Annotated in this window: 19 protein-coding genes; 16 read left to right on the top strand and 3 right to left on the bottom strand. The window is 65.2% G+C overall.

The window, feature by feature from the left end; translation table 11 throughout:
- Window positions 1–59: 59 nt before the first annotated feature.
- Window positions 60–1040, bottom strand: a complete 981-nt coding sequence (locus tag ACPYOD_RS06640; protein WP_481300943.1) for a helix-turn-helix domain-containing protein — start codon at window positions 1038–1040, stop codon at window positions 60–62.
- A gap of 309 nt (window positions 1041–1349) precedes the next feature.
- Between ACPYOD_RS06640 and ACPYOD_RS06645 the strand changes: the two genes are divergently transcribed.
- Window positions 1350–3098, top strand: coding sequence for a M28 family metallopeptidase (locus ACPYOD_RS06645; RefSeq protein ID WP_481300944.1), 1749 nt, complete (start codon window positions 1350–1352; stop codon window positions 3096–3098).
- A gap of 102 nt (window positions 3099–3200) precedes the next feature.
- Here the strand turns inward: ACPYOD_RS06645 and ACPYOD_RS06650 are convergent, their stop codons facing one another.
- On the bottom strand, window positions 3201–4619 hold the full coding sequence (locus ACPYOD_RS06650; protein ID WP_481300945.1) for a porin: 1419 nt from the start codon (window positions 4617–4619) through the stop codon (window positions 3201–3203).
- A gap of 290 nt (window positions 4620–4909) precedes the next feature.
- On the opposite strand from ACPYOD_RS06650, the gene ACPYOD_RS06655 reads away from it, so the two are divergent.
- The 7 genes from ACPYOD_RS06655 to ACPYOD_RS06685 all read left to right on the top strand — a co-directional run bounded on the left by ACPYOD_RS06655 (window position 4910) and on the right by ACPYOD_RS06685 (window position 11466).
- Entirely contained in the window at window positions 4910–7180 is a 2271-nt protein-coding gene (locus ACPYOD_RS06655; RefSeq protein ID WP_481300946.1) for a TonB-dependent receptor, read from the top strand.
- Window positions 7181–7440: 260 nt separating this feature from the next.
- Entirely contained in the window at window positions 7441–7623 is a 183-nt protein-coding gene (locus ACPYOD_RS06660; protein WP_481300947.1) for a hypothetical protein, read from the top strand.
- Between the two features lie 36 nt (window positions 7624–7659).
- On the top strand, window positions 7660–7995 hold the full coding sequence (locus tag ACPYOD_RS06665) for a hypothetical protein (RefSeq protein WP_481300948.1): 336 nt from the start codon (window positions 7660–7662) through the stop codon (window positions 7993–7995).
- 5 nt (window positions 7996–8000) lie between these two features.
- Window positions 8001–8375 carry a GntR family transcriptional regulator gene (locus tag ACPYOD_RS06670; protein ID WP_481300949.1) on the top strand — a complete coding sequence of 125 codons (375 nt, stop codon included), beginning with the start codon at window positions 8001–8003 and terminating at the stop codon, window positions 8373–8375.
- Window positions 8372–9229 (top strand): ABC transporter ATP-binding protein, encoded by an 858-nt coding sequence (locus ACPYOD_RS06675; protein WP_481300950.1) that lies wholly within the window; start codon window positions 8372–8374, stop codon window positions 9227–9229. The genes ACPYOD_RS06670 and ACPYOD_RS06675 overlap by 4 nt, the downstream gene beginning before the upstream one ends.
- On the top strand, window positions 9226–10188 hold the full coding sequence (locus ACPYOD_RS06680) for a hypothetical protein (RefSeq protein WP_481300951.1): 963 nt from the start codon (window positions 9226–9228) through the stop codon (window positions 10186–10188). Before ACPYOD_RS06675 ends, ACPYOD_RS06680 begins: the two co-directional genes overlap by 4 nt.
- Before the next feature lie 57 nt (window positions 10189–10245).
- Window positions 10246–11466 carry a serine hydrolase domain-containing protein gene (locus ACPYOD_RS06685; RefSeq protein ID WP_481300952.1) on the top strand — a complete coding sequence of 407 codons (1221 nt, stop codon included), beginning with the start codon at window positions 10246–10248 and terminating at the stop codon, window positions 11464–11466.
- 148 nt (window positions 11467–11614) lie between these two features.
- Here ACPYOD_RS06685 and ACPYOD_RS06690 read toward each other — a convergent pair whose 3' ends face one another.
- Complete coding sequence (locus tag ACPYOD_RS06690) at window positions 11615–13009, bottom strand: class II fumarate hydratase (RefSeq protein ID WP_481300953.1); 1395 nt, start codon at window positions 13007–13009, stop codon at window positions 11615–11617.
- Window positions 13010–13180: 171 nt separating this feature from the next.
- On the opposite strand from ACPYOD_RS06690, the gene purB reads away from it, so the two are divergent.
- The 8 genes from purB to ACPYOD_RS06730 all read left to right on the top strand — a co-directional run bounded on the left by purB (window position 13181) and on the right by ACPYOD_RS06730 (window position 24154).
- Window positions 13181–14548 carry an adenylosuccinate lyase gene (gene purB / locus ACPYOD_RS06695; protein ID WP_481300954.1) on the top strand — a complete coding sequence of 456 codons (1368 nt, stop codon included), beginning with the start codon at window positions 13181–13183 and terminating at the stop codon, window positions 14546–14548.
- Between the two features lie 15 nt (window positions 14549–14563).
- On the top strand, window positions 14564–15766 hold the full coding sequence (locus ACPYOD_RS06700) for a JmjC domain-containing protein (protein WP_481300955.1): 1203 nt from the start codon (window positions 14564–14566) through the stop codon (window positions 15764–15766).
- Between the two features lie 14 nt (window positions 15767–15780).
- Window positions 15781–16257 carry a DUF7931 domain-containing protein gene (locus ACPYOD_RS06705; RefSeq protein WP_481300956.1) on the top strand — a complete coding sequence of 159 codons (477 nt, stop codon included), beginning with the start codon at window positions 15781–15783 and terminating at the stop codon, window positions 16255–16257.
- A 147-nt stretch (window positions 16258–16404) separates the two neighbouring features.
- A complete protein-coding gene (locus tag ACPYOD_RS06710; protein WP_481300957.1) occupies window positions 16405–17637 on the top strand; it encodes an NHL repeat-containing protein in 1233 nt (410 codons plus the stop codon).
- A 308-nt stretch (window positions 17638–17945) separates the two neighbouring features.
- A complete protein-coding gene (locus ACPYOD_RS06715; RefSeq protein WP_481300958.1) occupies window positions 17946–20792 on the top strand; it encodes a 2-oxoglutarate dehydrogenase E1 component in 2847 nt (948 codons plus the stop codon).
- Between the two features lie 7 nt (window positions 20793–20799).
- A complete protein-coding gene (gene odhB / locus ACPYOD_RS06720) occupies window positions 20800–22008 on the top strand; it encodes a 2-oxoglutarate dehydrogenase complex dihydrolipoyllysine-residue succinyltransferase (protein ID WP_481300959.1) in 1209 nt (402 codons plus the stop codon).
- A gap of 108 nt (window positions 22009–22116) precedes the next feature.
- Complete coding sequence (gene lpdA, locus ACPYOD_RS06725) at window positions 22117–23544, top strand: dihydrolipoyl dehydrogenase (protein ID WP_481300960.1); 1428 nt, start codon at window positions 22117–22119, stop codon at window positions 23542–23544.
- 7 nt (window positions 23545–23551) lie between these two features.
- Window positions 23552–24154, top strand: coding sequence for an LOG family protein (locus ACPYOD_RS06730; RefSeq protein WP_481300961.1), 603 nt, complete (start codon window positions 23552–23554; stop codon window positions 24152–24154).
- Window positions 24155–24175: the final 21 nt, after the last annotated feature.

Here is a 24175-nt window from a genome sequence, read left to right on the forward strand (position 1 = left end):
CGCAGCAATCCCTACCAATACCTCTCCCGACGAGCCAAGGCAACCGTAAATGGGGTGCATCACCAGTCGTAGTACTCGTCGGCCGGCGCCAGGTCCTCCGACGGTGCATGCCTGGTCAACGTCTCCCGGGGCTGTTCCCCGAACACGCTGCGATATTTCTCGGCAAAGCGCGACAGGTCCCACATGCCGCAGCTGAGCGCCACCGACTTCACCGAGCGCCTGCCAGCCTCCGCCGTGACGAGGCTGCGATGCGCCGTGCACAGGCGGAGCATGGCGAGGTAGCGATTCGGCGGAATGCCGAGAAGATCGTCGAACGCGTAGCGCAGCCCGCGCTCGCTGGCACCGGCCGCCTGGCAAAGCTCCTGCGAATAGATGTCCCGACGCAGGTTCGCCCGCATGAAGCGTTCGGCGCGCCGCACCACCTGGTAATGTGCCCGCCGCCCGCGCGACGCCACCGGGCGCTCTTCGGAAGACGAGGCCAGCGCGACGCGAATGTGTTCGTCCAGCAGGTCTTCGATGGGACCCATGCTGTGGTCGCCGTCTTCGAGCGTGTTTGCGGCAATCTGACGATAGGCGCGCTTCAGGTGTTCGGAACGCACGGCGAACAGGCGCAGACGCTGCGCGGCCATGTCGACATCGGCATGATCCGATGCCAGGAAGCGAGAGCGGAAACGCGCGTAAGGCGCTATCACGAGCGTGAAGCGGGTGCCGCGCTCGAACATGAAGTCGCTGGGCGTGCCGCGCAGCAGCGTCACGGCCATGTCCGACTCCACGCCGATACCCTGGCACCAGCTGCGTTCGCCGGTCTCGTGCAGGTATACGAGCATGCAGGCGTCTTCGGGAACCGTGAGCGCGCCGCGTACATCGAAATCGATGTGCGCGGACAGATAAGTGATTCCATCGTGGACCCGGGTGGCGATCGCCGCACGCGGTCGCGCGGGACTGAGCGTCAGCAGGTCGACCTCGCACACGCCGAGCACCGCGCCCAGCTTCACGAGATCGTAGTCTTCCATTCCCTGTGTATCGGCAAGGCGGCTCATGCGATTACCTCCCAGTGCTCACTCCCCCCGAACGTGCCGCCGCCGCCCATGACCCCTGAGCGGTTTCCTGGCAGGACGTTCGAATGCCTCCCCCTACGCCGGCATTTCACGCTGAACCTTCCCCGGCGAGGCTTATAACTAACGGTGTATGGGATCAAATGCCAGCATTTTGTGAATTTGCCGATTTAGCGCACTGCGCACCTGGGGCCGGCACGCCCGTTGGCGAACTTCGTGCTTCCGAGGCCGGCCCATTCCGGATGGCTGGCGATACACTCGTCGCGTTACCAGCCGTTGAAGGGAATTATGCCGATGCGACGCCTCGCCCTCGCCTGTCTCACCGTCCTGACCCTCGCCGCCTGTCAGTCCCATGACGAGGACAAGACCGCGGCCACCACTCCCACGCCCCAGCCGGCTCGCCCCTCCACGGCGCCACCGCCGCCCATGCCGGCGGTTGTCAACGAGCACCATGACTTCACGCCTGACATCACGGCGGGGGACTTCGCGGCACATCTCCGCGTCATCTCGTCGGATGAATACGACGGCCGCAAGCCGGGCACGCTCGGCGAACGCCTGACCACCAACTACATCATCGAGCAGTTCAAGCGCGCGGGGCTGGAACCCGGCAACAAGGGCGAGTGGATCCAGACGGTCCCCTCGGTGTCCACGGCCCTTACCGGCCAGGACTCCCTTACCCTCGACGTGGCGGAAGGCGGCGGCACCGAACGCTTCGCATTCGGCACCGACATGGTCGCCGGCACGCTCCAGGCGAAGGCGGATGTAGACCTCACCGATTCCGACGTCGTGTTCGTCGGTTACGGCGTGGATGCGCCGGAATCCCAGTGGAACGACTTCGAAGGGCTCGATGTCAAGGGCAAGACGCTAGTCATTCTCGTGAACGACCCGGGCTGGAACGGCAGCGACGCGAACCTGTTCAAGGGCCGCGAGATGACCTACTACGGCCGCTGGACGTACAAGTACGAAGAGGCCGCGCGAAAAGGCGCCGCCGCCGCGTTCATCGTCCATCAGACCGAACCGGCCGGGTATGGCTGGAACGTGGTTCGCAGCGGCTGGACCACGCCCCGCCTCGACCTTCCCGAAAGCGAAGACCCCGCACCGCGCTTGCCGGTGGCCGGCTGGCTCACCCGCGATGCGGCCGTGCGGCTTTTCGCGAAGGCCGGCAAGAACTTCGACGAACTGGCGAAGCAAGCCGACGTGCGTGGATTCAAGCCCGTTCCACTCGATGCCAAGGCGAGCATCCACCTGCAGAGCACGATCACCCACTCGCTCAGCAACAACGTGATCGGTATGGTCAAGGGCAGCGAGAAGCCCGACGAGGCCGTGGTGTACACCGCCCATTGGGACCACCTGGGGCACGATCCCGCGCTGAAAGGCCATCAGATCTATAACGGCGCCATCGACAACGGTACCGGTATAGCGGCGCTCCTGGAGATCGCCGCCAAATTCGCCCAGGAGAAGCCGAAGCGCTCCGTGGTTTTCGCCGCCGTGACGATGGAAGAATCGGGCCTGCTCGGTTCGAAGTACTACGTGGCGCACCCGCCCTTCCCGCTCGCGAAGACCGTGGCCGACATCAACATGGACGCCCTGCCCATCGGTGGCGCGACGCGCGACATGGCCGTGGAAGGCCATGGCCAGAACGACCTGGAGGACATGCTGGCCGATGTGCTGAAGGCGGATGGACGCGTCGTCAGCGGCGATGCGGCACCGGAGAAGGGCTACTACTTCCGTTCCGACCATTTCAACTTCGCCAAGGCCGGCGTGCCGGCGCTCGCCGCGGGTGGCGGCATCGACATGGTGAACGGCGGCAAGGCGGCCGGCATGGCGGCGGAAGAAGACTACGGCAAGAACCGCTACCACCAGCCGACCGACGTCTACGACATGCGCTGGAACTTCGACGGCGTGATGCAGAACGTGAAGGCGTTCTACGGCCTGGGCGACAAACTCGCCAACAGCGACGTGTGGCCGGCATGGAAAGACGGCAGCGAGTTCAAAGCGGTGCGGGAGAAATCGCTGGCCGACGGAGCGAAGAAAGGGAAATAGCCACTGCTTTGTGTGAGAGCCGCTTCAGCGGCGATCCCGCGGCACGGGGAAGCTTGCCGCGAGGACCATCGCCGCTGAAGCGGCTCCCACATTGCCCGGTCGCTAGTAATTCACCTGCAACTGCACGCGCAGCAACTGCCCATCGATACGACGATAAGGCGCCGCACTGACATCCGTGCGGCGCATGTTCGCCCATGCCACGGCAAGCTCGATGGCATTGGACGGCTGCCATTCCACGCCGGCTTCCACCTCGTCCACGTCCATGCGCGGTGCGTTGGTGTCGAACTTGGCCGCGCCGCGATAGGTCTGCCACTTGGCGTAAGGCATGAGCGAGCCGAAACTGCCGTCGAACTTGTACATCACCTGCGCGTAGCCGCCCCGCAGCGACTTCGTGCGGATCGTGCGGCGCGCGATGTCGAGTTCGGGGCCCTTGCCCACCGTCCACTCGGCCTGGAAACCGAAAGGCTGCGGATAGTAGACGACATGGGCCGCGACGCGGCGATCGGTTGAGCCCGCTTCGGGCGCGTCGACCATGGGCGTGAAGGTGGCGCCGCCAATCGTCGCGGAGGCGGTAGACACCTTGTAGCGGCCGGCATAGGCATCCGCACCCACTTCCAGGAACTGACCATTCGCGAACTTGAACGGATACGAGAAGTGGATCACCGAGTGCAGCTGGTCGTTGCGGTCGGGCCGATTCGCCCCCTGCCCGTTGTAGACACCGAAGCCCACCACGCCATAGTCGCCCGAGCCCTTCAGGCCCGACTTCTGCAAGTAGGCAAAACGCTCCTTGGCCACCGTGGGCGACCAGTAGGCGATCACGCCGAGGTCGCGTTCGTCGCGCACGCCCGAGTTGAGCGCGTCGGCACGATCGGGCGCCAGACGGTTCTGGCTCGACTGCAGGTCTTCCCAGCCGTAGGGAATCTTCGACTGGCCCGCGCGGATGCGCCAGGTTTTCTCCTTGTTGAGCCACAGGTCCGCGTAGGCATCGCGCAGTTGCGCGAAGTGCGTCGTGCTGGAACCGGACGGCGTGCTGGCGAGGTCCGGCTGGATGTAGATCGACATCGTGTCGCTCACATCGCCGCTGATCACCACGCGGGCGCGGCGAATACCGAAGCCCTGCTCGCGCCCGATGAAGCGGTCGCCGGGCGACTTCAGGTCCTTGGCATCGTCGCCCAGCTCCTGGTTGTAGCGCATCTGCACATAACCCCGGATGCCGATCTTCTCGTACCACGCCTTGCTCGAAGAGGTGGGCGCAGCCGTCGCCACGACGGGCGTCCCGGTGGGAGCCACGGTCACGGCGGTATCGCGCCTGACCGCCCCGGGCACGGGTGCCGCCTGGAGCGCGGCGTCATCGCTCGCCGGCACGAACTTTCCTAGCCGCTGCCGGCCGGGGCCGGGCTCGGCAAAGATCTGGCGGGTTGCCGTGTCGACGTACAGTTCCACCGCGACCTGCGGTGCGCCTTCGGCTGCCGCGGTACCGCACATGGCCCAGAAGGCTGCGGCCAACGGGATTTTCTTCATGGGTTGCTTGCCCCGATATTTTGAGAAAATGCTCAAACGTCGGCGATCACGTCGTCATTGGACGTCAAGTCGCCGCATCGCTCCGAGCGGAAAGGAAACTAGCCCGGCGGCATTGCACTTCCATGACAGCCCGCTTCGGGTGGCCATGCGGCGGCAGTTCCGGAGCAACCCTTTCGTCATCACCGCGTCACAGTGGATAATTCGCAGCAGACGCGCCTCGCCAGGGGACTGGCTCCACCGCAGTTGGCGAGGCACCTCTCCCACCCACGCATCCCAGGCGGAAACAACCCATGTCCTTCGCAAGCCCGCGCCGCACGCCGCGACGTCTCGTCATTGCCTTGTCCATCGCCTCCGCGCTCGCCGCAGGAACGGCTATCGCCCAGGACGCCCCACAAGATGCGCAGCCGTCCAACGCAGCGCCCCGGACGGCTACCCTGCAGACGATCAACGTGACCGCCGAAAAGCGCACCGAAGACCTGCAGAAGGTGCCCATCTCGATGACCGTGGTCACGGCGGAGAAGCTGGAGTCCTTCGGACAGGCTGGCGACGGCGTGCTGCAGCTCGCATCGCGCGCGCCGAGCGTCTATGCCGAAACGTCCTACGGCCGCGAGTTCCCGCGCTTCTACATCCGCGGCCTCGGCAACAGCGACTTCGACCTCAACGCGTCGCAGCCGGTGTCGATGGTCTACGACGACATCGTCCAGGAGAACCCGATCCTCAAGGGCTTCCCGCTCTTCGACCTGGAGCAGGTGGAAGTGCTGCGCGGCCCGCAGGGCACGCTGTTCGGCCGCAACTCGCCGGCCGGCGTGATCAAGTTCGAATCGCGCAAGCCCACGCAGGAGACGGAAGGCTACGCCCGCGTGTCCTACGGCTCGTACGGCACCGCCAACGCCGAAGCCGCCCTCGGCGGCAAGCTGAGCTCCAGCTGGTCGGGTCGCGTGTCCGCCCTCGCCCAGCACCGCGACGGCTGGATCGACAACGACTACACCGGAAAGAAGGACGACCTCGGCGGCTACAACGATCGCGCCGTGCGCCTCCAGGCGCTGTACAAGGCGTCTGACGACTTCGACGCGCTGATCAACGTGCACGGCCGCTGGCTCGACGGCAGCGCCATGGTCAACCGCGCGAACTCCATCACTCTCGGCGGTGACCAGTTCGTGCCGGGCTTCGACCGCGATTCGGTCTCGCAGGACGGCCGCAACAAGCAGCACCTGTTCACCTGGGGCAGCAACCTGCACCTGAACTGGCACTTCGGCGACCTCAACTTCGCCAGCATCACCGGCCTGGAGCGCGCCACCACGTACAGCCTCGGCGACGTGGACGGCGGTTACGATGCCTCGGGCACGCCGGCCAAGCCCAGCTACACCAACCGCGTGACGCCGTTCTATTCCGAAACCGCGGACGCGCTGCCGAAGGATCGCCAGATCACGCAGGAATTCCGCCTGTCCAACGACAGTGCCGAGCGCCTGAAGTGGCAGGTGGGTACGTATTACTTCGACGAAGACATCGCGATCACCAACTTCTCGTACGACACGCTCAACAACCACGTCCTCAACGGCTGGGTAGACCAGAGCCAGCGCACGAAGGCATGGGCGGTGTTCGGTTCGGCCGACTACAACTTCACCGACGACTTCGACGTACGCGCCGGCGCCCGCTGGTCGCACGACAAGCGCGACTTCAAGGCCGAGCGTTTCCTCGGCTTCACGGGACCCGTCGGCCCGCTCACCTCGGATCCGACCGATGCCCGCTGGAGCGGCGACCTGACCGGCACGTGGCAGCTGTCGAAGAACTCCAACGTGTACGCACGCATCGCCAACGGCTTCCGCGCGCCCAGCGTGCAGGGTCGCATCAACTTCGCCAACAGCATTTCCACGGCGAAGCCCGAGACGATCACCTCGTACGAGATCGGCTACAAGTCCACGTCGGACGACAACAAGCTGCGCTTCAACGCCGACGTGTACAAATACAACATGCACAACCAGCAGCTCACCGCCGTGGGCGGCGCGACCAATGTCACGCAGCTGATCAACGCGAAGAAGACGGAAGGTTACGGCGCCGAGTTCGATCTCGAGGCTTACCTCACGCCGAACTTCTACATGACGGCCGGCGGCAGCTACAACCATACCGAGCTTAAGGACCGCAACCTGGCCGTCGCTCCGTGCGGCGGCGGTTGCACGGTGATCGACCCGCTCAATGCCAGCGGCAACGCGCTCATCGACGGCAACGTACTGCCCAATGCGCCGAAGTGGATCGGCACCTGGACCGCGCGCTACGGCATCCCCTACGGCGAAAGCGGCGAGTTCTTCGTCTACACCGACTGGAACTATCGCAGCGAGGTGAACTTCTTCCTGTACGACTCGGAAGAGTTCCGCAGCAAGCCGTTCCTCGAGGGCGGCATCCGCATCGGCTACAACTGGGACTTCGGCAAGCGTGAGGTTGCGCTGTACGGCCGGAACATCACGAACAAGAAGGTCATCACGGGCGGTATCGACTTCAACAACCGCACGGCATTCGTGAACGACCCGCGCATCATCGGCGTGGAGTTCCGCACGGAACTGTAAAACCAGTCGCAACGGCAATCGGCCCGACGGCCGGCTCCTTTGGGGGCCGGCCGTTTTCGTTTGCGGGTGCTCGCCTAAACCTTTCCCGGCAAACCCGCATCAGAACAGGTGCCCCGCCGACGCACCTCACCACCACACCCCCGGCACGGCATAGGCCATAAGTCATATGGAATTTCACGAAATTCCGGTTGACGACTGAAAATCTGGTGTTATAGTTCACTACAACACCGGTCACCCACAGCACCACAGGAGTAGACACCATGAAAAGCCCGAACTACATCGCCCTCGCCGCCTCCGTCGCCATTGCCGCCTTCACGCTCGGCGTGTTCAGCAGCACCTCGACCACCGCCGCCCCGCTCGCCGAGATCAACGGCACGAAAGTGACCAACCTGGCCCCGATCGTCGTCTACGCCGACGCCGGCCCGAACGTCGCCTCCCTCTAACCCTGGCATTACGCAGCACGTCATCGGAGTCGTCCCATGAAAGCGCCGAATCTGATCGCCCTGACCGCATCCGTCCTGATCGCCGGCACCGCCGTGTTCGCCCTGCGCTCCTTCGATGACCGCGCCGCGGCAATGCTGGCCGCACCCCACTTCGTCAACGGCACCCGTGTCGTCGACCTTCCCTCGCTCAATGTCCGCCCCACCGCCGCCGACGTGCGCGAGGCGGCCCTCCTGGGCGAGGCCACTTTCGATTCGGCCGCGGATGCGCTCAAGCGCAACGCGGAAGAACGGGCCGCTGCGCTGATCCGTGCGCAGCTGGCCATGCCCTACTATTCGTTCGGTAACGCACTGCGCCAGACGGCGAAGGAATGACATACATGTCCATCACCTGGAACGACAGCGTCCCGATCTACCGCCAGCTCCGCGAACGCGTGGTGGCCATGATCCTGGACGGCGCCTTGAATGAAGGCGATCCGCTGCCGTCGGTACGCCAGGTCGCGGGGGATTTCCAGATCAATCCGCTGACCGTTTCGAAGGCGTATCAGGAGCTGGTCGACGAACAACTGGTTGAGAAACGGAGGGGTCTTGGCATGTTCGTAATCGATGGTGCGCGCGAAGCGCTGCTGAAGAGTGAAAGGGAGCGCTTCCTGCGCGAGGAATGGCCGGCGCTGTTTGCCCGCCTGCAGCGCATGGGCCTCGATCTCAAAACCCTGATGCGTGAAGCCAATGGCTCCACGGAGGACCCGTCATGACAGCGGTCGTTACCGCCACCGGCCTGAGCAAGCGCTACAAGACGTCGCTTGCGCTGGATTCGGCCTCGTTCCAGATCGAATCCGGCCGCATAGTCGGCCTCATCGGCCCCAACGGCGCCGGCAAGACCACGGCACTGAAGGCCATCCTGGGCCTCACCACGTTCGACGGCCAGCTCAACGTCCTCGGACTGGACCCGCGCAAGCAGCGCGACAAGCTGATGGAACAGGTGTGCTTCATCGCCGACGTGGCCGTGCTGCCGCGCTGGCTGAAAGTGGGCGACGCGGTCGATTTTGTGGCCAACACCCATCCCCGTTTCGACCGCGCCAAGTGCGACGCCTTCCTGGCTCGCACCAAGCTCCAGCGCGGCCAGAAGGTGAAGCAGCTGTCCAAGGGCATGATCGTGCAGCTGCACCTGGCGCTGGTGATGTCCATCGACGCCAGGCTGCTGATCCTGGACGAGCCGACCCTCGGCCTGGACATTCTGTACCGCAAGCAGTTCTACCAGAGCCTGCTGGAGGACTACTTCGACGAGGAAAAAACCATCCTCGTCACCACCCACCAGGTCGAGGAGATCGAACACATCCTCACCGACCTGATGTTCATCCGCGACGGGAAGATCGTGCTGGACACCGACATGGACAGCCTGGGCGAGCGCTTCGCCGAAGTACTGGTCGGTTCGGACATGACCGCGGCCGCGCGTGAACTGAAGCCCCTGGACGAGCGCCAGGTCTTCGGCAAGAGCATCTTCCTGTTCGACAACGTGAGCCGGCCGCAACTCGAACGCCTCGGCGAAGTAAGGCGGCCGTCGATCAGCGACCTCTTCGTCGCCACCATGAAGGGCACCTACGCATGAAAACCTTCTACTGGCTGGTCAAGCGCGAATTCTGGGAACACAAGGGCGGCTTCTTCTGGGCGCCCGTGGTTACCGGCATCGTCTTCCTCGCGCTGAACATCATGGGCATCGTCCTCGGCGAAGTCTTCGGACGGCGCAACAACTGGGGCATGTTCCGGTACGGCGCCATGGACATGCACGGCAACATGAGCGCCACCGACATGAACAACGCCGGCGCGGTGATGGACATCTCGCTCTACGCCATCGCCGGCATCGTGCTCTGCGTCACGGCCATCGTCGTCTTCTTCTACTGCCTCGGCGCCCTTTACGACGACCGCCGCGACCGCAGCGTGCTGTTCTGGAAGTCGCTGCCGCTGTCGGACACCTCGACGGTGCTCTCGAAGGTTGCCAGCGCCATCGTGCTGGCCCCGGCCATCGCCGTGGTGATCGGCGTGATCGTGGGCCTGGCGATGAGCATCCTGTTCGCCCTGGTCGCTTCCATGCACGGCGTCGGACTCTGGGGTTTGCTGGTCGCCGCCCATCCGCTGCGCGTCGTGCTGAACATGATCCTGCTGATCCCGCTGTACGCCATCTGGGCGCTGCCGACCATCGGCTGGCTGCTGCTCTGCTCCTCCTGGGCCCGCAGCAAGCCGTTCCTCTGGGCCATCGCCCTGCCCGTCGGCGCCGGTGTGATCGTGTCCTGGTTCGGCCTCATGGGCGCCGCCGGCCTGTCGACCGAGTGGTTCTGGAAGAACGTGGTGGGACGCCTGCTGGGTAGCCTGATGCCGGGTGGCTGGGTGTCCAACGCCTCCTCGCTGAGCGGCGTGGGCCACGACGATCCGGCGGCGCTGATCAACAGCATGGGCCTGTCGTACCACTACAGCGCCCTGGCCAGCCCCTCGCTCTGGATCGGCGCGGCGGCCGGGGTGGCGATGATCGCCGGCGCCATCTGGTTCCGCCGCTGGCGCGACGACACCTGATCTTCGACAACAACGGACGGCTCCTTCGGGGGCCGTCTCCTTGAGGGAGGATGCGCGATGCTACGTTCGCTGCTGTTGGGTTCGCTCCTGGCTGTTTCCGTTCCCGTCGTATCTGCCCTGGCCGCCGAGGCCGTGCCGCTCCGCGGCAAAGCGCTGGACGCACGGATCGCGTTCCTCATGAAGGAAGCGAAGGTGCCGGGCTTCGCGGTGGCCATCGTCGAAGACGGCAAGGTCGTATCGGTGAAGGCCTATGGCCAGCGCGACGTGGAAAAAGGATTGCCACTCACCACCGACACGGTGATGTATGCCGCGTCCCTCACCAAGGCAGCTTTCGCCTACGCCACGATGTCGCTGGTCGAACAGGGAAAGCTCGACCTGGACGCAAGCATCGCGAAGGACCTGCCGAAGCCGCTGCCCGAGTACCCGAAGTACGCCGACCTGGCAGGCGACGAACGCTGGCGCAAGCTCACCCCGGCCATCCTGCTCAGCCATCGCACGGGCTTCCCCAACTTCCGCTTCTGGCATCCCGGCAAGGACTACGATCCGGACGGCAAGCTGATGTTCTACTTCGATCCCGGCACGCGCTTCGGCTACTCGGGTGAAGGCATCAACCTGCTGCAGTTCGTGCTCGAGAACGGCAAGGGCATCGATGTGGGCGAGTTGATGAAGGAACGCCTGTTCGATCGCTACGGCATGAAGCGAAGCGGCATGACGTGGCGCGACGATTTCGCGGACAACGTCGCCATCGGCTACGACGAAGCCGGCAAGCCACTGGGCCATAAGCGCCGCGAATCCGTGCGTGCCGCCGGGTCCATGGACACCACGATTTCCGACTACGCACGCCTGCTGGCGGCGATGTCCCGCGGCGACGGCCTCAAGGCGGCCACGTACGCCACGTGGCTGAAACCGGTGGTGCGCATCCGCTCCGTGCGGCAGTTCCCCACCATCGGGCTCGCGGATTCCAAGGACAACGATTCGATTTCGCTGGGTTACGCCATGGGCGTGGGGACGTTCGAATCACCGCGTGGCCCAGCGTTCTTCAAGGAGGGCCACGACGACGGCACCAACAACCTCTTCGTGTGCCTGGAGCGTTCGAAGACCTGCGTCCTGATGATGAGCAACAGCTCGAACGGCGAGTCGATCTTCGCGTACCTGCTCGACGACATCCTGGGGAAGACCTGCTTCCCCTGGTATTGGGCCAGCTATGTCCCGTACGACCGGCCGGCACTGCGTGCGGAGCCGGTGGTTCCGGACCGGCATCCTGCGTGCCGGTTGTGAGAGCGCGGGTCGCTGGGTTCCTGCCTTCGCAGGAACCCAGCGCCTTATCGTCACTCCACCTGCACGTGGTTCCTGCGAAGGCAGGAACCCAGCGCCTTACGCTCGGCCGGGACCGAGTCGCCCGGATTTCCACTCGCGGATTTGACGATCATCCGCCACTACCGCCGCCGTGGATGCCGCCCTTGGTCAGCGCAGCAGGGTCGAGCAGCTTGGTCAGTTCCGCTTTGGACAGACCGGTGGTCTCCAACGCCACCTCCATGATCGGACGCTTCTCCTTGTAGGCCTGCTTGGCCGTTGCCGCGCCCTTCTCGTAGCCGATCACGGGATTCAGCGCGGTCACGAGGATCGGATTCTTGTCCAACGCTTCGCGGATGTGGTCCTCGTTCACCTTGAAACCGGCGATCGCCTTGTCGGCGAGCAGCGTCGTCACGTTGGCGAGGATCTCGATGGACTGCAGCAGGTTGTACGCGATCACCGGCAGCATCACGTTGAGCTGGAAATTGCCCGATTGGCCGGCGACGGCGATCGTGGCGTCGTTGCCGATGACCTGGGCGGCCACCATCGCCGCCGCTTCCGGAATCACCGGATTGACCTTGCCCGGCATGATCGACGAGCCCGGTTGCAGGGCCGGCAGTTCGATCTCGCCCAGACCCGCCAACGGGCCTGAGTTCATCCAGCGCAGGTCGTTCGCGATCTTCATCACCGCAACGGCCAGTGCGCGCAACTGGCCCGACAGTTCGACCGGTGCATCCTGCGCGGCCATTCCCGCGAAGTAATTCTCGGAGGACTCGAATTTCACCCCGGTCAGCTTCGACAGTTCCACGGCCACGGCCGGCCCGAACCTGGGGTCGGCATTGATTCCGGTGCCCACCGCGCTTCCGCCCTGTGGCAGGCGGCGGGTGCGCTTCAGCGTGTCGCCGATGCGCTCGGCGGCATCGGCGATCTGTGCCGACCAGCCCGAGAGCTCCTGCCCGAAGGTGATCGGCATGGCGTCCATGAGGTGCGTGCGGCCGGTCTTCACGACCTTCTTCAGTTCTTTCGATCGCGCGTCGATGGTCTTGCGGAGGTGCTTCAGGGCCGGCAACAGCCGCTCGCTGGTCGCCAGCGTGGCGCTGACCAGGATGGCGGTGGGAATGACGTCGTTCGAACTCTGGCCCGCGTTCACGTGGTCGTTGGGATGCACCTTGGCCCCCGCGGCTGCGGCAAGGTGGGCGATGACCTCGTTGGCGTTCATGTTGGAACTGGTGCCCGATCCGGTCTGGAAGACATCGATCGGGAAGTGCTCGTCCACCTCGCCCGCCGCGACGCGAGCCGCGGCGTCGCGAATGGCCTTCGCGGCCCCCTTGTCGAGGTGGCCCAGCTTCACGTTGGCCTCCGCCGCCGCGGACTTGATCAAGCCCAGGGCGCGAATGAATTCGCGCGGCATGGTCAGGCCCGAAACCGGGAAGTTGTCCACCGCCCGCTGGGTCTGGGCGCCGTAGAGCGCCTTGGCGGGTACCTTCAACTCGCCCATGCTGTCACGTTCGGTGCGGAACTTGCTCATGCGGGGAACTCCGGTGGGGGATGGCCCATTGTAGGAGCGAACTGTGGGAGCCGCTTCAGCGGCGATCCCGCGGCAGCGGCAAGCCCGCCGCACGCATCCATCGCCGCTGAAGCGGCTCCTACAAGGGGCCGGTATAATGGGCGATTGATCGCCTTGCCCCAGGAACCTCCCATGTCCCACGCCACGCTGACCGCCCTTTCGCCGCTGGACGGCCGCTACGCCGCCAAGGTGGAATCGCTGCGTCCCATCTTCAGCGAGTTCGGTCTCATGCACCGGCGGGTGCAGGTGGAAATCCACTGGCTCCTGGCGCTCGGCGCCCAGCCGGGTATCGTTGAACTTCCGGCGTTCTCCGCCGATGCGGTGACCCGCCTGCTGGCCATCGCGAACGACTTCTCGATCGAGGACGGCGAGCGCATCAAGGCCATCGAAGCCACCACCAACCACGACGTCAAGGCGGTGGAATACTTCATCAAGGAGAAGATCGGCGGCGACGCGTCCCTGGCCCAGGCCAAGGAATTCGTGCACTTCGCCTGCACCAGCGAGGACATCAACAACCTCGCCTACTCCCTGATGCTGCGCGACGCGCGCCAGGACGTGCTGCTGCCCGCCCTCGACCAGGTCATCACGAAGCTGCGCGGCCTGGCCCACGAACACGCCGGCCTTTCGCTGCTTTCGCGCACGCACGGCCAGACCGCTTCGCCGAGCACCATGGGCAAGGAAATCGCCAACGTGGTCGCGCGCCTGGAGCGCCAGCGCCGCCAGCTCGTCGCCATTGAAATCCCGGGCAAGATCAACGGCGCCGTGGGCAACTACAACGCGCACGTCGTGTCGTATCCCGGCGTGGACTGGCCGGCACTCGCCGCCGGTTTCGTCGACGGCCTGGGCCTCACCTTCAATCCGTACACCACGCAGATCGAACCGCACGACGGCATCGCCGAGTTCGCCGACGTGCTGCGCCGGATCAACGTGATCCTGATCGATCTCGCCCGCGACGTGTGGGGGTATATCTCGCTGGGCTACTTCCGGCAGGCGCTCAAGGCCGGTGAAGTCGGCTCATCCACGATGCCGCACAAGGTCAACCCCATCGACTTCGAGAACGCCGAGGGCAACTTCGGCCTCGCCAACGCCCTGCTCGGCCACTTCGCCGAGAAGCTGCCGATCAGCCGCTGGCAGCGCGACCTCACCGACTCCACCGTGCTGCGCGCCCTCGGCACCGCCTTCGGCCATTCGCTGGTGGCGCTGGAGTCGCTGATGAAAGGCCTGGGCAAGCTCAACGTGAATGCCGAGCGCATCGCCGCCGACCTCGACGCCAGCTGGGAAGTGCTGGCCGAAGCCGTGCAGACGGTGATGCGCCGCTATGGCCTGCCGGAACCGTACGAGCAGCTCAAGGCACTGACCCGCGGCCAGGGCATTACAAAGGATTCCATGCGCACGTTCATTGCCGGCCTCGACCTGCCCGCCGATGCGAAGCAGGCACTCGTGGAACTGACGCCGGCGTCGTATATCGGCCTGGCCGACCAGCTCGCGCGCAAGATCTAAGGCGAACGACTTCCCATGCCCGTCCAGACCCCCAGCCGCAAGCCTCTCCCCATCGAAGTGCGCGGCAGCGCCAGCCAGCCGCTCGGCATGAGCGCCACGCAGTTCCTGCGTGATTACTGGCAGAAACGGCCGCTGCTCATTCGTAACGCTTTCCCCGACTTCCAGCCGCCGATCGAGCCGAACGACCTCGCGGGGCTGGCCTGCGAGGAAGGCGTGCTTGCGCGCCTCATCGTGCACGACGAGAAGCGCGACCGCTGGACGGTGAAGAACGGCCCGTTCGAGGAAGCCGAGTTCGGCAAGACACCGAAGCGCGACTGGACCCTGCTGGTGCAGGACGTAGACAAGTGGGACGCCGACGTAGCTGCCCTGCTCGACCACTTCGCCTTCCTGCCGAGCTGGCGCGTCGACGACATCATGATCTCCTACGCGGAGGATGGTGGCGGCGTGGGTGCCCATGTCGACCAGTACGACGTGTTCCTGCTGCAGGGCGTCGGCGAGCGGCACTGGGCGATCAGCGACGATCCCGAGGCCCCGCTCGACTTCCGCGACGATGTGGAACTGAAGCAGCTGAAGGTTTTCGAACCAACTCACGAATGGCTGCTCGAACCGGGCGACATGCTCTACCTCCCGCCAGGTGTCCCTCACGACGGCGTGGCCATCGGCGACTGCATGACCATCTCCATCGGCATGCGCGCGCCGTCCCAGGCCGAACTGACGGTGGACCTGTCCGATTTCCTCGCCGAGCGCATGCCCGAGGAACTGCGTTACACCGACCCGGACCTGGCACCGGCCAAACGGGCCGGCGAAATCGACAACGCGGCCCTGAACCGGCTGCGTCATGCGCTGCCCTTCGCGGCCGCACTGGACCGGGATCTCTTGGCCGACTGGTTCGGCCGCTTCATCACCCGCTACCGGAACGCCCAGATGGCTGCCGCGCCACCGAAGGTCACCACCGAGGCGGCGCTGGACAAGGCGCTTGCGGCGGGCGCCACGCTGGTCCGGCATCCCTATGCGCGCCTTGCCTGGGTGAAGGGAAAGAAGGACGCCACCCTCTATGTCAGCGGCCAGGCCTACGACTGCACACCCGAACTTGCCGAACGTCTCGCGGGCGAACGCGAGCTTGCCTTCGAAAGGATGCCGGCCGGCAAGGAGATGGTGGTGCTGCTGAACCTGGTGAACGACGGCCACCTAGGTGTCCGCAAGGGTCGCCGCCGGTGACCGCCCCGGCGGACATGCTGCTGGCCGCCGAAGACCGGGCCGGTCTCGAAGCCGCCCATGTCCGCCTGCTCGCCGCCGCTCGTCACCGGATCTGCATCTACCTTCCCTTGCTGGAAGCCGGGGTGCTGGACGGCGAGGCGGCGCAGGCCGAGTTGCGTCGGATCGCCACCAGCGGCCGACAGGCCCAGATCCGTATCCTCACCCACGACGCCGAGCGTGCCCATCGCGACGGGCACCGGCTGCTCGCCCTCGCCCAGCGCCTGCCGACGGCTGTCGCGATCCGCGTGCCGACCGAGGAACCCCACCTCCGCTATGGCTCGGCGTTCACCACCGATCTCGCCGGCGGTTTTCTGTTCAGGCCAGTCGCTACCCGCTACGAGGCCCGCGGGTCCCTCGACGCCCTCGGTGAGACCTCTCGCCTGACGGCGTATTTCGACGAAGTCTGGGAGCGGGCGGAGCCCGCCTGGCAGATCAGGCCGCTTGGCATCTGATTCCGACGCGAAGTCTTTCCTTCCTTGCACTTCGCCTTGGAGCTGCCGTAACGGCGCTGCGAAACCTGCGCACCTACGACTGAAGGTGGATTCGCGGCAGGGAATGCGGAACTAGGCTCGCCATGAACCCACCAAGGATGGACTCCCATGAACTGCATGACCCGGCCCGGCGACTTCGATCGTTTCCTCAGCACACGCATCGCGAGATCGGGAATCGCTGATTCCTTCTTCGGAAAAAACGGACGCGTGACGGTGCCCCGCCGAGGCTTTGCGCTTCCAACCGGCGCCAACGACAAAAAGTACTGGACGATAACGAGACAGGAATTCCCGCCTGCGCGCCTGGAGATCCAGCAATTGCTGGAGGATGGGTCGCAAGACCCGAACTTTCCAAGAGAGATCGTGGACCTCTACCTCCGAGCCGTGGACTTCGAATTGTTCGCGGCTCAGCTCCAGTCCTCCGGGAAAATCATCGCCGGAGGCCGCCTCCTCTTCGCCGATGGCACGAGCGCTCCGATCTATGCACGCCTTGGCCTGGACGGAAAGCTCGACCTTTCGTTCGGCGACGGCGGCATCAAGGTGATCAAGTTCAAGGACGCAAATCAGAACTACGTCTATGGCATGGATATCCAGCCCGACGACAGCATCGTCGCTTCGACACTCTCAGAACTGGACGGCGAGTTTTTCCCGCGAGTGATCAGGCTGGGTGCCGAGGGCCAACTGGATATGGACTTCGGAAGCAAAGGCGTGGTTTACGGCCTTCCGTCAGGATCGATCTTCATCAACCTGGCGATCCTCGACGACGGGAAATTGCTGTTGGCCGGGTTATCGGAGATCAACCAGGCGGTGGCCCTCCTGGTGCGCCTCCAACCTGACGGAAATCTGGACCCGGAATTCGGCGAAGCCGGCTTCGTCCGGCTGAAAAGCCCCGACTATCTGGACATGAGGGCCTTCGCTATCGCCTTATCGCGCTCGGACGGCGCCGTGATGGTAGGTGGCTTGACTGGCGACGGAGTGGCTTACGGTGGGTGGATTGCGAGGGTCCTCCCGAACGGGACACTGGATGAACAATTCAACCAGGGTATTCCGCTCTTTCTCGACCATCAGGTCTTTACACTCGTAACGCAGGACGACGGCAAGGTCGTCTTCCATGGCGCGATCCGCCCTTCATCGACCGCTTACCTGTCCATGGGCCGGGTCAACGGCAACGGATCGCTGGATGCGACCTTCGGAACCGGCGGCGTCGTGATTTCACCCTTCCCCTCGCCCTTTTCCAATGCCTATTCCCGTACGGTTATCCAGGGGCAAAAGCTATTCCTGAGCGACGTATTGCAGCAGGACCACGTCTATCAGGTCCAGCTTCTCCGCTACCTCCTTTCCTGACCGACGCGCGAGCGGTTCGCGTCCCGCCGGTGGCGTTCCGTTCAGGCCCACCAGCGCGACCGGGCCGGCGCCATGGCCACCGGCATCCCGGTGAGACCTCTCTTACGCCCGCGAATCCCGACCAAGTTCGGGCGCGGGCCATGCCCCGCCAACGGACAAGACCACTCGCCCGCGGAGCCCGTCGGCAGGGCGTCGAATAGGTTGGCGCAGCGCAGCAGCACGGGGCTATAATTAACGGATTCTTATGCCGCAGGCGGTCCCCACGTGCCTAGCGGCAGCCCGTCCTTTTCGTGTGTGCCGGTGGTGACGTGAGCGCAAACCTGATCCGCGAGTTTTCCGAATCCTCCCAACTCGCCGGCGGCAACGCCGATTACGTAGAGCAAGTCTACGAAGCCTGGCTGGCCGATCCCGGCTCCGTCCCGGCCGAATGGGACGCCTATTTCAAGGGCTTCAAGGGCCGCGAGGCCGGCGACGTCGCCCACTCCGGCGTCATCGCCCGCATCGAGGCGGCGCAGAAACAGCGGCGCACGGCCGCGGCGCCCGCCGGCCCGGTCGACAACGCCTACGCGCAGAAACAGGCCGGCGTCCTCCGCCTGCTCACGGCGTACCGTTCGCGCGGCCACATCGCCGCGAAGCTCGATCCGCTGGGGCTGACCGTTCCGGATATCGACACCCCCGATCTCGGCCTGGCGTTCCATGGGCTCTCCGACGCCGACCTCGACACCGAGTTCGACGCCGGCAGCTTCGCGGGTGGCGGCCATCGCATGAAGCTGCGCGACCTGCTCGCGAAGCTCAAGCAGATCTACACCGGCACCGTCGGCGCCGAGTTCATGTACATCTCCGACCACGACCAGCGCGCCTGGATCCACTCGCGCCTGGAACAGGCCGGCGGTTCGCCGGGCCTGCAGAAGCCTGAGAAACTCCGCGTGCTCGAGGCGCTCACGGCCGCCGAAGGCCTGGAGCGTTACCTGCACACGAAGTACGTCGGCCAGAAGCGCTTCTCGCTCGAAGGCGGCGACAGTCTCATCCCGATGGTCGACGACGTCGTTCGCGCCGCCGGCGACAACGGCGTGAAGGAAGTCGTCATCGGCATGGCCCACCGCGGCCGCCTGAACGTGCTGGTGAACATCCTCGGCAAGGCGCCCTCGCAGCTCTTCAACGAGTTCGAAGGCAAGTTCGAGCACGACGACAGCCCCATCCACTCCGGCGACGTGAAGTACCACATGGGCTTCTCCGCCGACGTCAAGACGCCTAACGGCGGCGTGCACGTCGCGCTCGCCTTCAACCCGTCGCACCTCGAGATCGTGAACCCCGTGGTGGCCGGCTCGGTGCACGCGCGGCAGGCACGCCGCCGCGATACCGCGCGCGACAAGTCGCTGGCGGTGCTCATCCACGGCGACGCCGCCTTCGCGGGCCAGGGCGTCAACATGGAACTGATGCAGATGTCGCAGGCCCGTGGCTTCGCCATCGGCGGCACGCTGCACCTGGTGGTGAACAACCAGGTGGGCTTCACCACGTCCAAGCGCGAAGACGCCCGCTCCACCCTCTACTGCACCGACCTCGCCAAGATGGTGAACGCGCCGGTGTTCCACGTGAACGGCGACGATCCGGAAGCGGTCATCCAGGTCACCCGCCTGGCCTACGAGTTCCGCAAGCGGTTCAAGAAGGACGTGGTGATCGACCTCGTCTGCTACCGCCGTCACGGCCACAACGAGGCCGACGAGCCGGCGGCCACGCAGCCGCTGATGTACCAGGTGATCCGCAAGCGGCCGACCACGCGCGACCTGTACGCGCAGCAGCTGGTGAAGGAATCGGCCATCGGCGGAGACGACGGCCAGAAGATGCTCGACGACTATCGCGCCCGCCTCGAGAAGGGCGAACCGCTGATCGCCATCGACCCGAACCCGGTGCGCGATATCCCGGTCGACTGGACCCGCTTCCAGAAGAACAGCCTGTCGATGGAAGTCGACACCGGCGTGTCGCGCGAGCAGATGGCCAAGGTGCTCGACACCATCCTCGACGTGCCCGCCGACATCACGCTGCACCCGCGCGTGGCCAAGATCTACGACGACCGCCGCAAGATGGCAGCCGGCGAACTCCCGGGCGACTGGGGCTTCGCCGAGAACCTTGCCTACGGCACGCTGATCGCCGAGGGCAACGACCTTCGCGTCGTCGGCCAGGACGCCGGCCGCGGCACGTTCTTCCACCGCCACGCGGTGCTGCACGACCAGAAGACCGGCAACACGCTGCTGCCGCTGGCGAAGGTGCGCGAGAGCGCCCGCGTCGACGTCATCGACTCGCTGCTATCCGAAGAAGCCGTCATGGCCTTCGAATACGGCGAAGCCACCACCTCGCCCGACCAGCTCACCATCTGGGAAGGCCAGTTCGGCGACTTCGCCAACGGTGCCCAGGTGGTGATCGACCAGTTCATCAGTTCCGGCGAAGCCAAGTGGGACCGCCTGTGCGGCCTGGCGCTGTTCCTGCCGCACGGCTACGAAGGCCAGGGCCCGGAGCACTCCTCCGCGCGCCTCGAGCGCTTCCTCCAGCTGTGCGCACTGGACAACATGCAGGTGTGCGTGCCAACCACGCCTGCGCAGGCTTTCCACATGATCCGCCGCCAGCAGGTGCGCCCGGTGCGCAAGCCGCTGATCGTCATGACGCCGAAGTCGCTGCTCCGCCACAAGCTGGCGGTGTCCTCGCTGGACGAACTGGCCAACGGCCGTTTCCAGCTGGTGATCGGCGAGCACCGCGACCTCCCGGCGAAGAAGGTGAAGCGCGTGGTGCTGTGCTCGGGCAAGGTCTATTACGACCTGCTGGAGGAATCCGAAAAGCGCGGCCTCACCGACGTGGCCGTCGTGCGCATCGAGCAGCTCTACCCGTTCCCGCGCCCGGAAGTCACGGCCGAGCTGGAAAAATACCCTTCCGCGAAGGAAGTGGTGTGGTGCCAGGAAGAGCCGATGAACCAGGGCGCCTGGTTCCAGATCCGTCACCACCTGCAGGCCTGCCTGGGTGCGAAGCACAGCCTGTCCTACGCAGGACGTGCCCGCTCGCCGGCACCGGCCGCCGGTCACCTCAACACCCATGTCGCCGAACAGACGGCGCTAGTCGAACAGGCGCTGGTCGCGCCGGTCGGCACCGATCACGCAGCGGAGTAAGACAAGCATGTCCATCGAAGTCAAAGTCCCGGTCCTGCCCGAGTCGGTCTCCGACGCGCTCATCGCCACCTGGCACAAGAAGGCCGGCGACGCGGTCAAGCGCGACGAGAACCTGCTCGACCTCGAGACCGACAAGGTCGTCCTCGAAGTGCCGGCGCCGGTCGACGGCGTGCTGAAGGAAATCAAGTTCGAGGAAGGCGCCACCGTCACCAGCAACCAGGTGATCGCCGTGATCGAGGAAGGCGCCGCCGCTGCCGCACCTGCCCCGGCCGCCGCACCGGCTGCCGCCGAAGCGCCGAAGGCCGAGAAGGCCGAGGCGTCGGCACCGAAGGGCGTCGACGAACTGTCCCCGGCCGGCCGCCGCGTGGCCGTCGAGGAAAACATCGATCCGTCGAAGGTCACCGGCACCGGTCGCGACGGCCGCGTCACGAAGGAAGACCTGGTCAACGCCGGTAAGGGCGGCAGCGCCCCGGCCGCCGCGCCCTCGGCACCGGCCGCCAAGCCCACCCCGGGCAGCCGTCCGGAAGAACGCGTGCCGATGACCCGCATCCGCGCCCGCATCGCCGAGCGCCTGATGCAGTCGAAGAACTCCATCGCCATGCTTACCTCGTTCAACGAGGTGAACCTCGCCGAGGTGGTGAAGCTGCGCAAGGCGCTGGGTGAGCAGTTCGAAAAGGCCAACGGCGTGAAGCTCGGCTTCATGAGCTTCTTCGTGAAGGCCGCCACCGAGGCGCTGAAGCGCTACCCGGTGGTCAACGCCTCGGTCGACGGCAACGACATCATCTACCACGGGTACCAGGACATCTCGATCGCCGTGTCGACCGACAAGGGCCTGGTCACGCCGGTGCTGCGCGACGTGCAGGACATGTCCTTCGCGGATGTCGAGAAGGGCATCATCGGCTACGCCAAGAAGGCGCGTGACGGCAAGCTGGGCCTGGACGACCTCCAGGGCGGCACCTTCACCATCACCAACGGCGGCACCTTCGGTTCGCTGCTCTCCACCCCGATCGTGAACCCGCCGCAGAGCGCCATCCTCGGCATGCACACCATCAAGGAGCGCCCGGTCGTCGAGAACGGTCAGGTCGTGGCGGCGCCCATGATGTACATCGCCCTGTCGTACGACCACCGCATCATCGACGGCCGCGACGCCGTGCTGTTCCTGGTCGACATCAAGAACCAGCTGGAAAACCCGCAGCGGATGCTGCTCGGCCTGTAATGGGCGACTAACGGCAAATGTGAAAGCGGGAGTCGAAAGGCTCCCGTTTTCATGTTCCGCCCCCATATAGGCGGTAGCGCATACCGCCGTTCCATCGGAGCTAAGCAAATGAGCGACAAGTTCGACGTCATCGTCATCGGTGCCGGCCCCGCGGGCTATGTGGCCGCGATCCGCGCCGCGCAGCTGGGCCTGAAGACCGCCGTGGTCGACGCCTTCGTCGGCAAGGACGGCAAGGCCGCCCTTGGCGGCACCTGCCTCAATGTGGGTTGCATCCCGTCCAAGGCGCTGCTGGATTCCTCCAAGCAGTTCCACAACCTCACGCACAACTTCAAGGATCACGGCATCACCGCCGAGAATCCGAAGATCGACATCGGCACCTTCATCAGCCGCAAGGACAAGATCGTCAAGCAGTTCACCGGCGGTGTGTCGCTGCTGTTCAAGGCGAACAAGATCACCTCGTACTTCGGCAAGGGCAAGCTGCTGAAGGGCAACCAGGTGGAAGTCACGGGCAACGACGGCACCGTACAGACCATCTCGGCCACCAACGTGCTCCTCGCCTCCGGCTCGGTGCCCATCGAGCTGCCGTTCGCGAAGTTCGACGGCAAGCACATCATCGACAACACCGGCGCGCTCGACCTCACCGAAGTACCGAAGCGCCTGGGCGTCATCGGTGCCGGCGTCATCGGCCTGGAGCTCGGCAGCGTGTGGAAGCGCCTCGGCGCCGACGTCACGGTGCTCGAAGCCCTGCCGAAGTTCCTGGCCGTTGCCGACCAGGACATCGCCAAGGTAGCCGCCCGTGAATTCGCAAAGCAGGGCCTCGACATCAAGGTCAATGCCAAGGTCACCTCGGCCGAGGTCAAGGGCGACGAAGTCCACGTCGGCTACACCGACAAGGACGGCGCCGCGCAGAGCCTCATTGTCGACAAGCTGCTGGTGGCCGTGGGCCGCCGCGCCTACACCAACGGCCTGCTGGCCGACGACACCGGCGTGAAGCTCGACGAGCGCGGCCGCATCGTGGTCGACGAGCACAACCACACCGGCGTCGACGGCGTCTGGGCCATCGGCGACGCCGTGCGCGGTCCGATGCTGGCGCACAAGGGTTCCGAGGAAGGCGTGATGGTCGCCGAGCTGATCGCCGGCAAGCCGGGTCACGTCAACCTCGACACCGTGCCGTGGGTCATCTACACCGAGCCGGAAATCGCCTGGGTGGGCAAGACCGAAGAGCAGCTCAAGGAAGAAGGCATCCCCTATAAGACGGGCGCCTTCCCCTTCGCCGCGAACGGCCGTGCGGTCGCCATGAACGAAGGCATCGGCCAGGTGAAGATGATCGCCCACGCCGAAACCGACCGCATCCTCGGCGTGCACATGGTGGGCCCGGTGGTTTCCGAGCTGATCCACGAGTGCGTGGTGGCCATGGAGTTCAAGGGTTCGTCGGAAGACCTCGCCCGCATCGTCCACGCCCATCCGGCCCTGTCGGAAGTGGTGCACGAGGCGGCGCTCTCGGTCGACAAGCGCGCCATCCACAAGAGCAACTGATCGCACCATGCGTGAGATCAAATCTCTCTGCGTCTACTGCGGATCCAGCAGCGGCTCGCATCCGGCGTACACCGAAGCTGCGCGGGCTTTCGGCACCCGGATGGCGAAGGAAGACATTGCCCTCGTCTACGGCGGCGGCAAGGTCGGCCTCATGGGCACGGTCGCCGACGCGGTGCTCGCCGCCGGCGGCCAGGTCATCGGCGTGATCCCGCGCCAGTTGGTCGAGAAAGAGGTGGCGCATACCGGTCTCAGCGAATTGCAGGTCGTCGAGACCATGCACGAGCGCAAGACACGCATGTACGAGCTGGCGGACGCCTTCGTGGCCCTGCCCGGCGGTTTCGGCACCATGGACGAGATGTTCGAGATGCTGACGTGGGCCCAACTCGGCCTGCACAGTTATCCGTGCGCGTTCCTCGACGTGCGCGGGTTCTACCGCAGCCTTTCGGCGACCATGGACCACATGGTCGCCGAAGGCTTCGTGAAGCCGGTGCAACGCGACCAGGTGTGGTTCGGCGAAAGCATCGACGCGCTTTTCGACTGGATGCGCCATTTCGAATCCGCCTATACGCCGAAGTGGATCACCGCGGCGTCAGTGGACAGCGACGGTTGATTCCCCCGGGGAGGAGTTTCG

The sequence above is a fragment of the Luteibacter sp. HAY1-4A genome (assembly GCF_056755355.1).

Coding starts and splice junctions, on each gene's coding strand:
- ACPYOD_RS06640 (WP_481300943.1), bottom strand. CDS start 1,040: ATGAGCCGCCTTGCCGATACACAGGGAATGGAAGACTACGATCTCGTG.
- ACPYOD_RS06645 (WP_481300944.1), top strand. CDS start 1,350: ATGCGACGCCTCGCCCTCGCCTGTCTCACCGTCCTGACCCTCGCCGCC.
- ACPYOD_RS06650 (WP_481300945.1), bottom strand. CDS start 4,619: ATGAAGAAAATCCCGTTGGCCGCAGCCTTCTGGGCCATGTGCGGTACC.
- ACPYOD_RS06655 (WP_481300946.1), top strand. CDS start 4,910: ATGTCCTTCGCAAGCCCGCGCCGCACGCCGCGACGTCTCGTCATTGCC.
- ACPYOD_RS06660 (WP_481300947.1), top strand. CDS start 7,441: ATGAAAAGCCCGAACTACATCGCCCTCGCCGCCTCCGTCGCCATTGCC.
- ACPYOD_RS06665 (WP_481300948.1), top strand. CDS start 7,660: ATGAAAGCGCCGAATCTGATCGCCCTGACCGCATCCGTCCTGATCGCC.
- ACPYOD_RS06670 (WP_481300949.1), top strand. CDS start 8,001: ATGTCCATCACCTGGAACGACAGCGTCCCGATCTACCGCCAGCTCCGC.
- ACPYOD_RS06675 (WP_481300950.1), top strand. CDS start 8,372: ATGACAGCGGTCGTTACCGCCACCGGCCTGAGCAAGCGCTACAAGACG.
- ACPYOD_RS06680 (WP_481300951.1), top strand. CDS start 9,226: ATGAAAACCTTCTACTGGCTGGTCAAGCGCGAATTCTGGGAACACAAG.
- ACPYOD_RS06685 (WP_481300952.1), top strand. CDS start 10,246: ATGCTACGTTCGCTGCTGTTGGGTTCGCTCCTGGCTGTTTCCGTTCCC.
- ACPYOD_RS06690 (WP_481300953.1), bottom strand. CDS start 13,009: ATGAGCAAGTTCCGCACCGAACGTGACAGCATGGGCGAGTTGAAGGTA.
- purB (WP_481300954.1), top strand. CDS start 13,181: ATGTCCCACGCCACGCTGACCGCCCTTTCGCCGCTGGACGGCCGCTAC.
- ACPYOD_RS06700 (WP_481300955.1), top strand. CDS start 14,564: ATGCCCGTCCAGACCCCCAGCCGCAAGCCTCTCCCCATCGAAGTGCGC.
- ACPYOD_RS06705 (WP_481300956.1), top strand. CDS start 15,781: ATGCTGCTGGCCGCCGAAGACCGGGCCGGTCTCGAAGCCGCCCATGTC.
- ACPYOD_RS06710 (WP_481300957.1), top strand. CDS start 16,405: ATGAACTGCATGACCCGGCCCGGCGACTTCGATCGTTTCCTCAGCACA.
- odhB (WP_481300959.1), top strand. CDS start 20,800: ATGTCCATCGAAGTCAAAGTCCCGGTCCTGCCCGAGTCGGTCTCCGAC.
- lpdA (WP_481300960.1), top strand. CDS start 22,117: ATGAGCGACAAGTTCGACGTCATCGTCATCGGTGCCGGCCCCGCGGGC.
- ACPYOD_RS06730 (WP_481300961.1), top strand. CDS start 23,552: ATGCGTGAGATCAAATCTCTCTGCGTCTACTGCGGATCCAGCAGCGGC.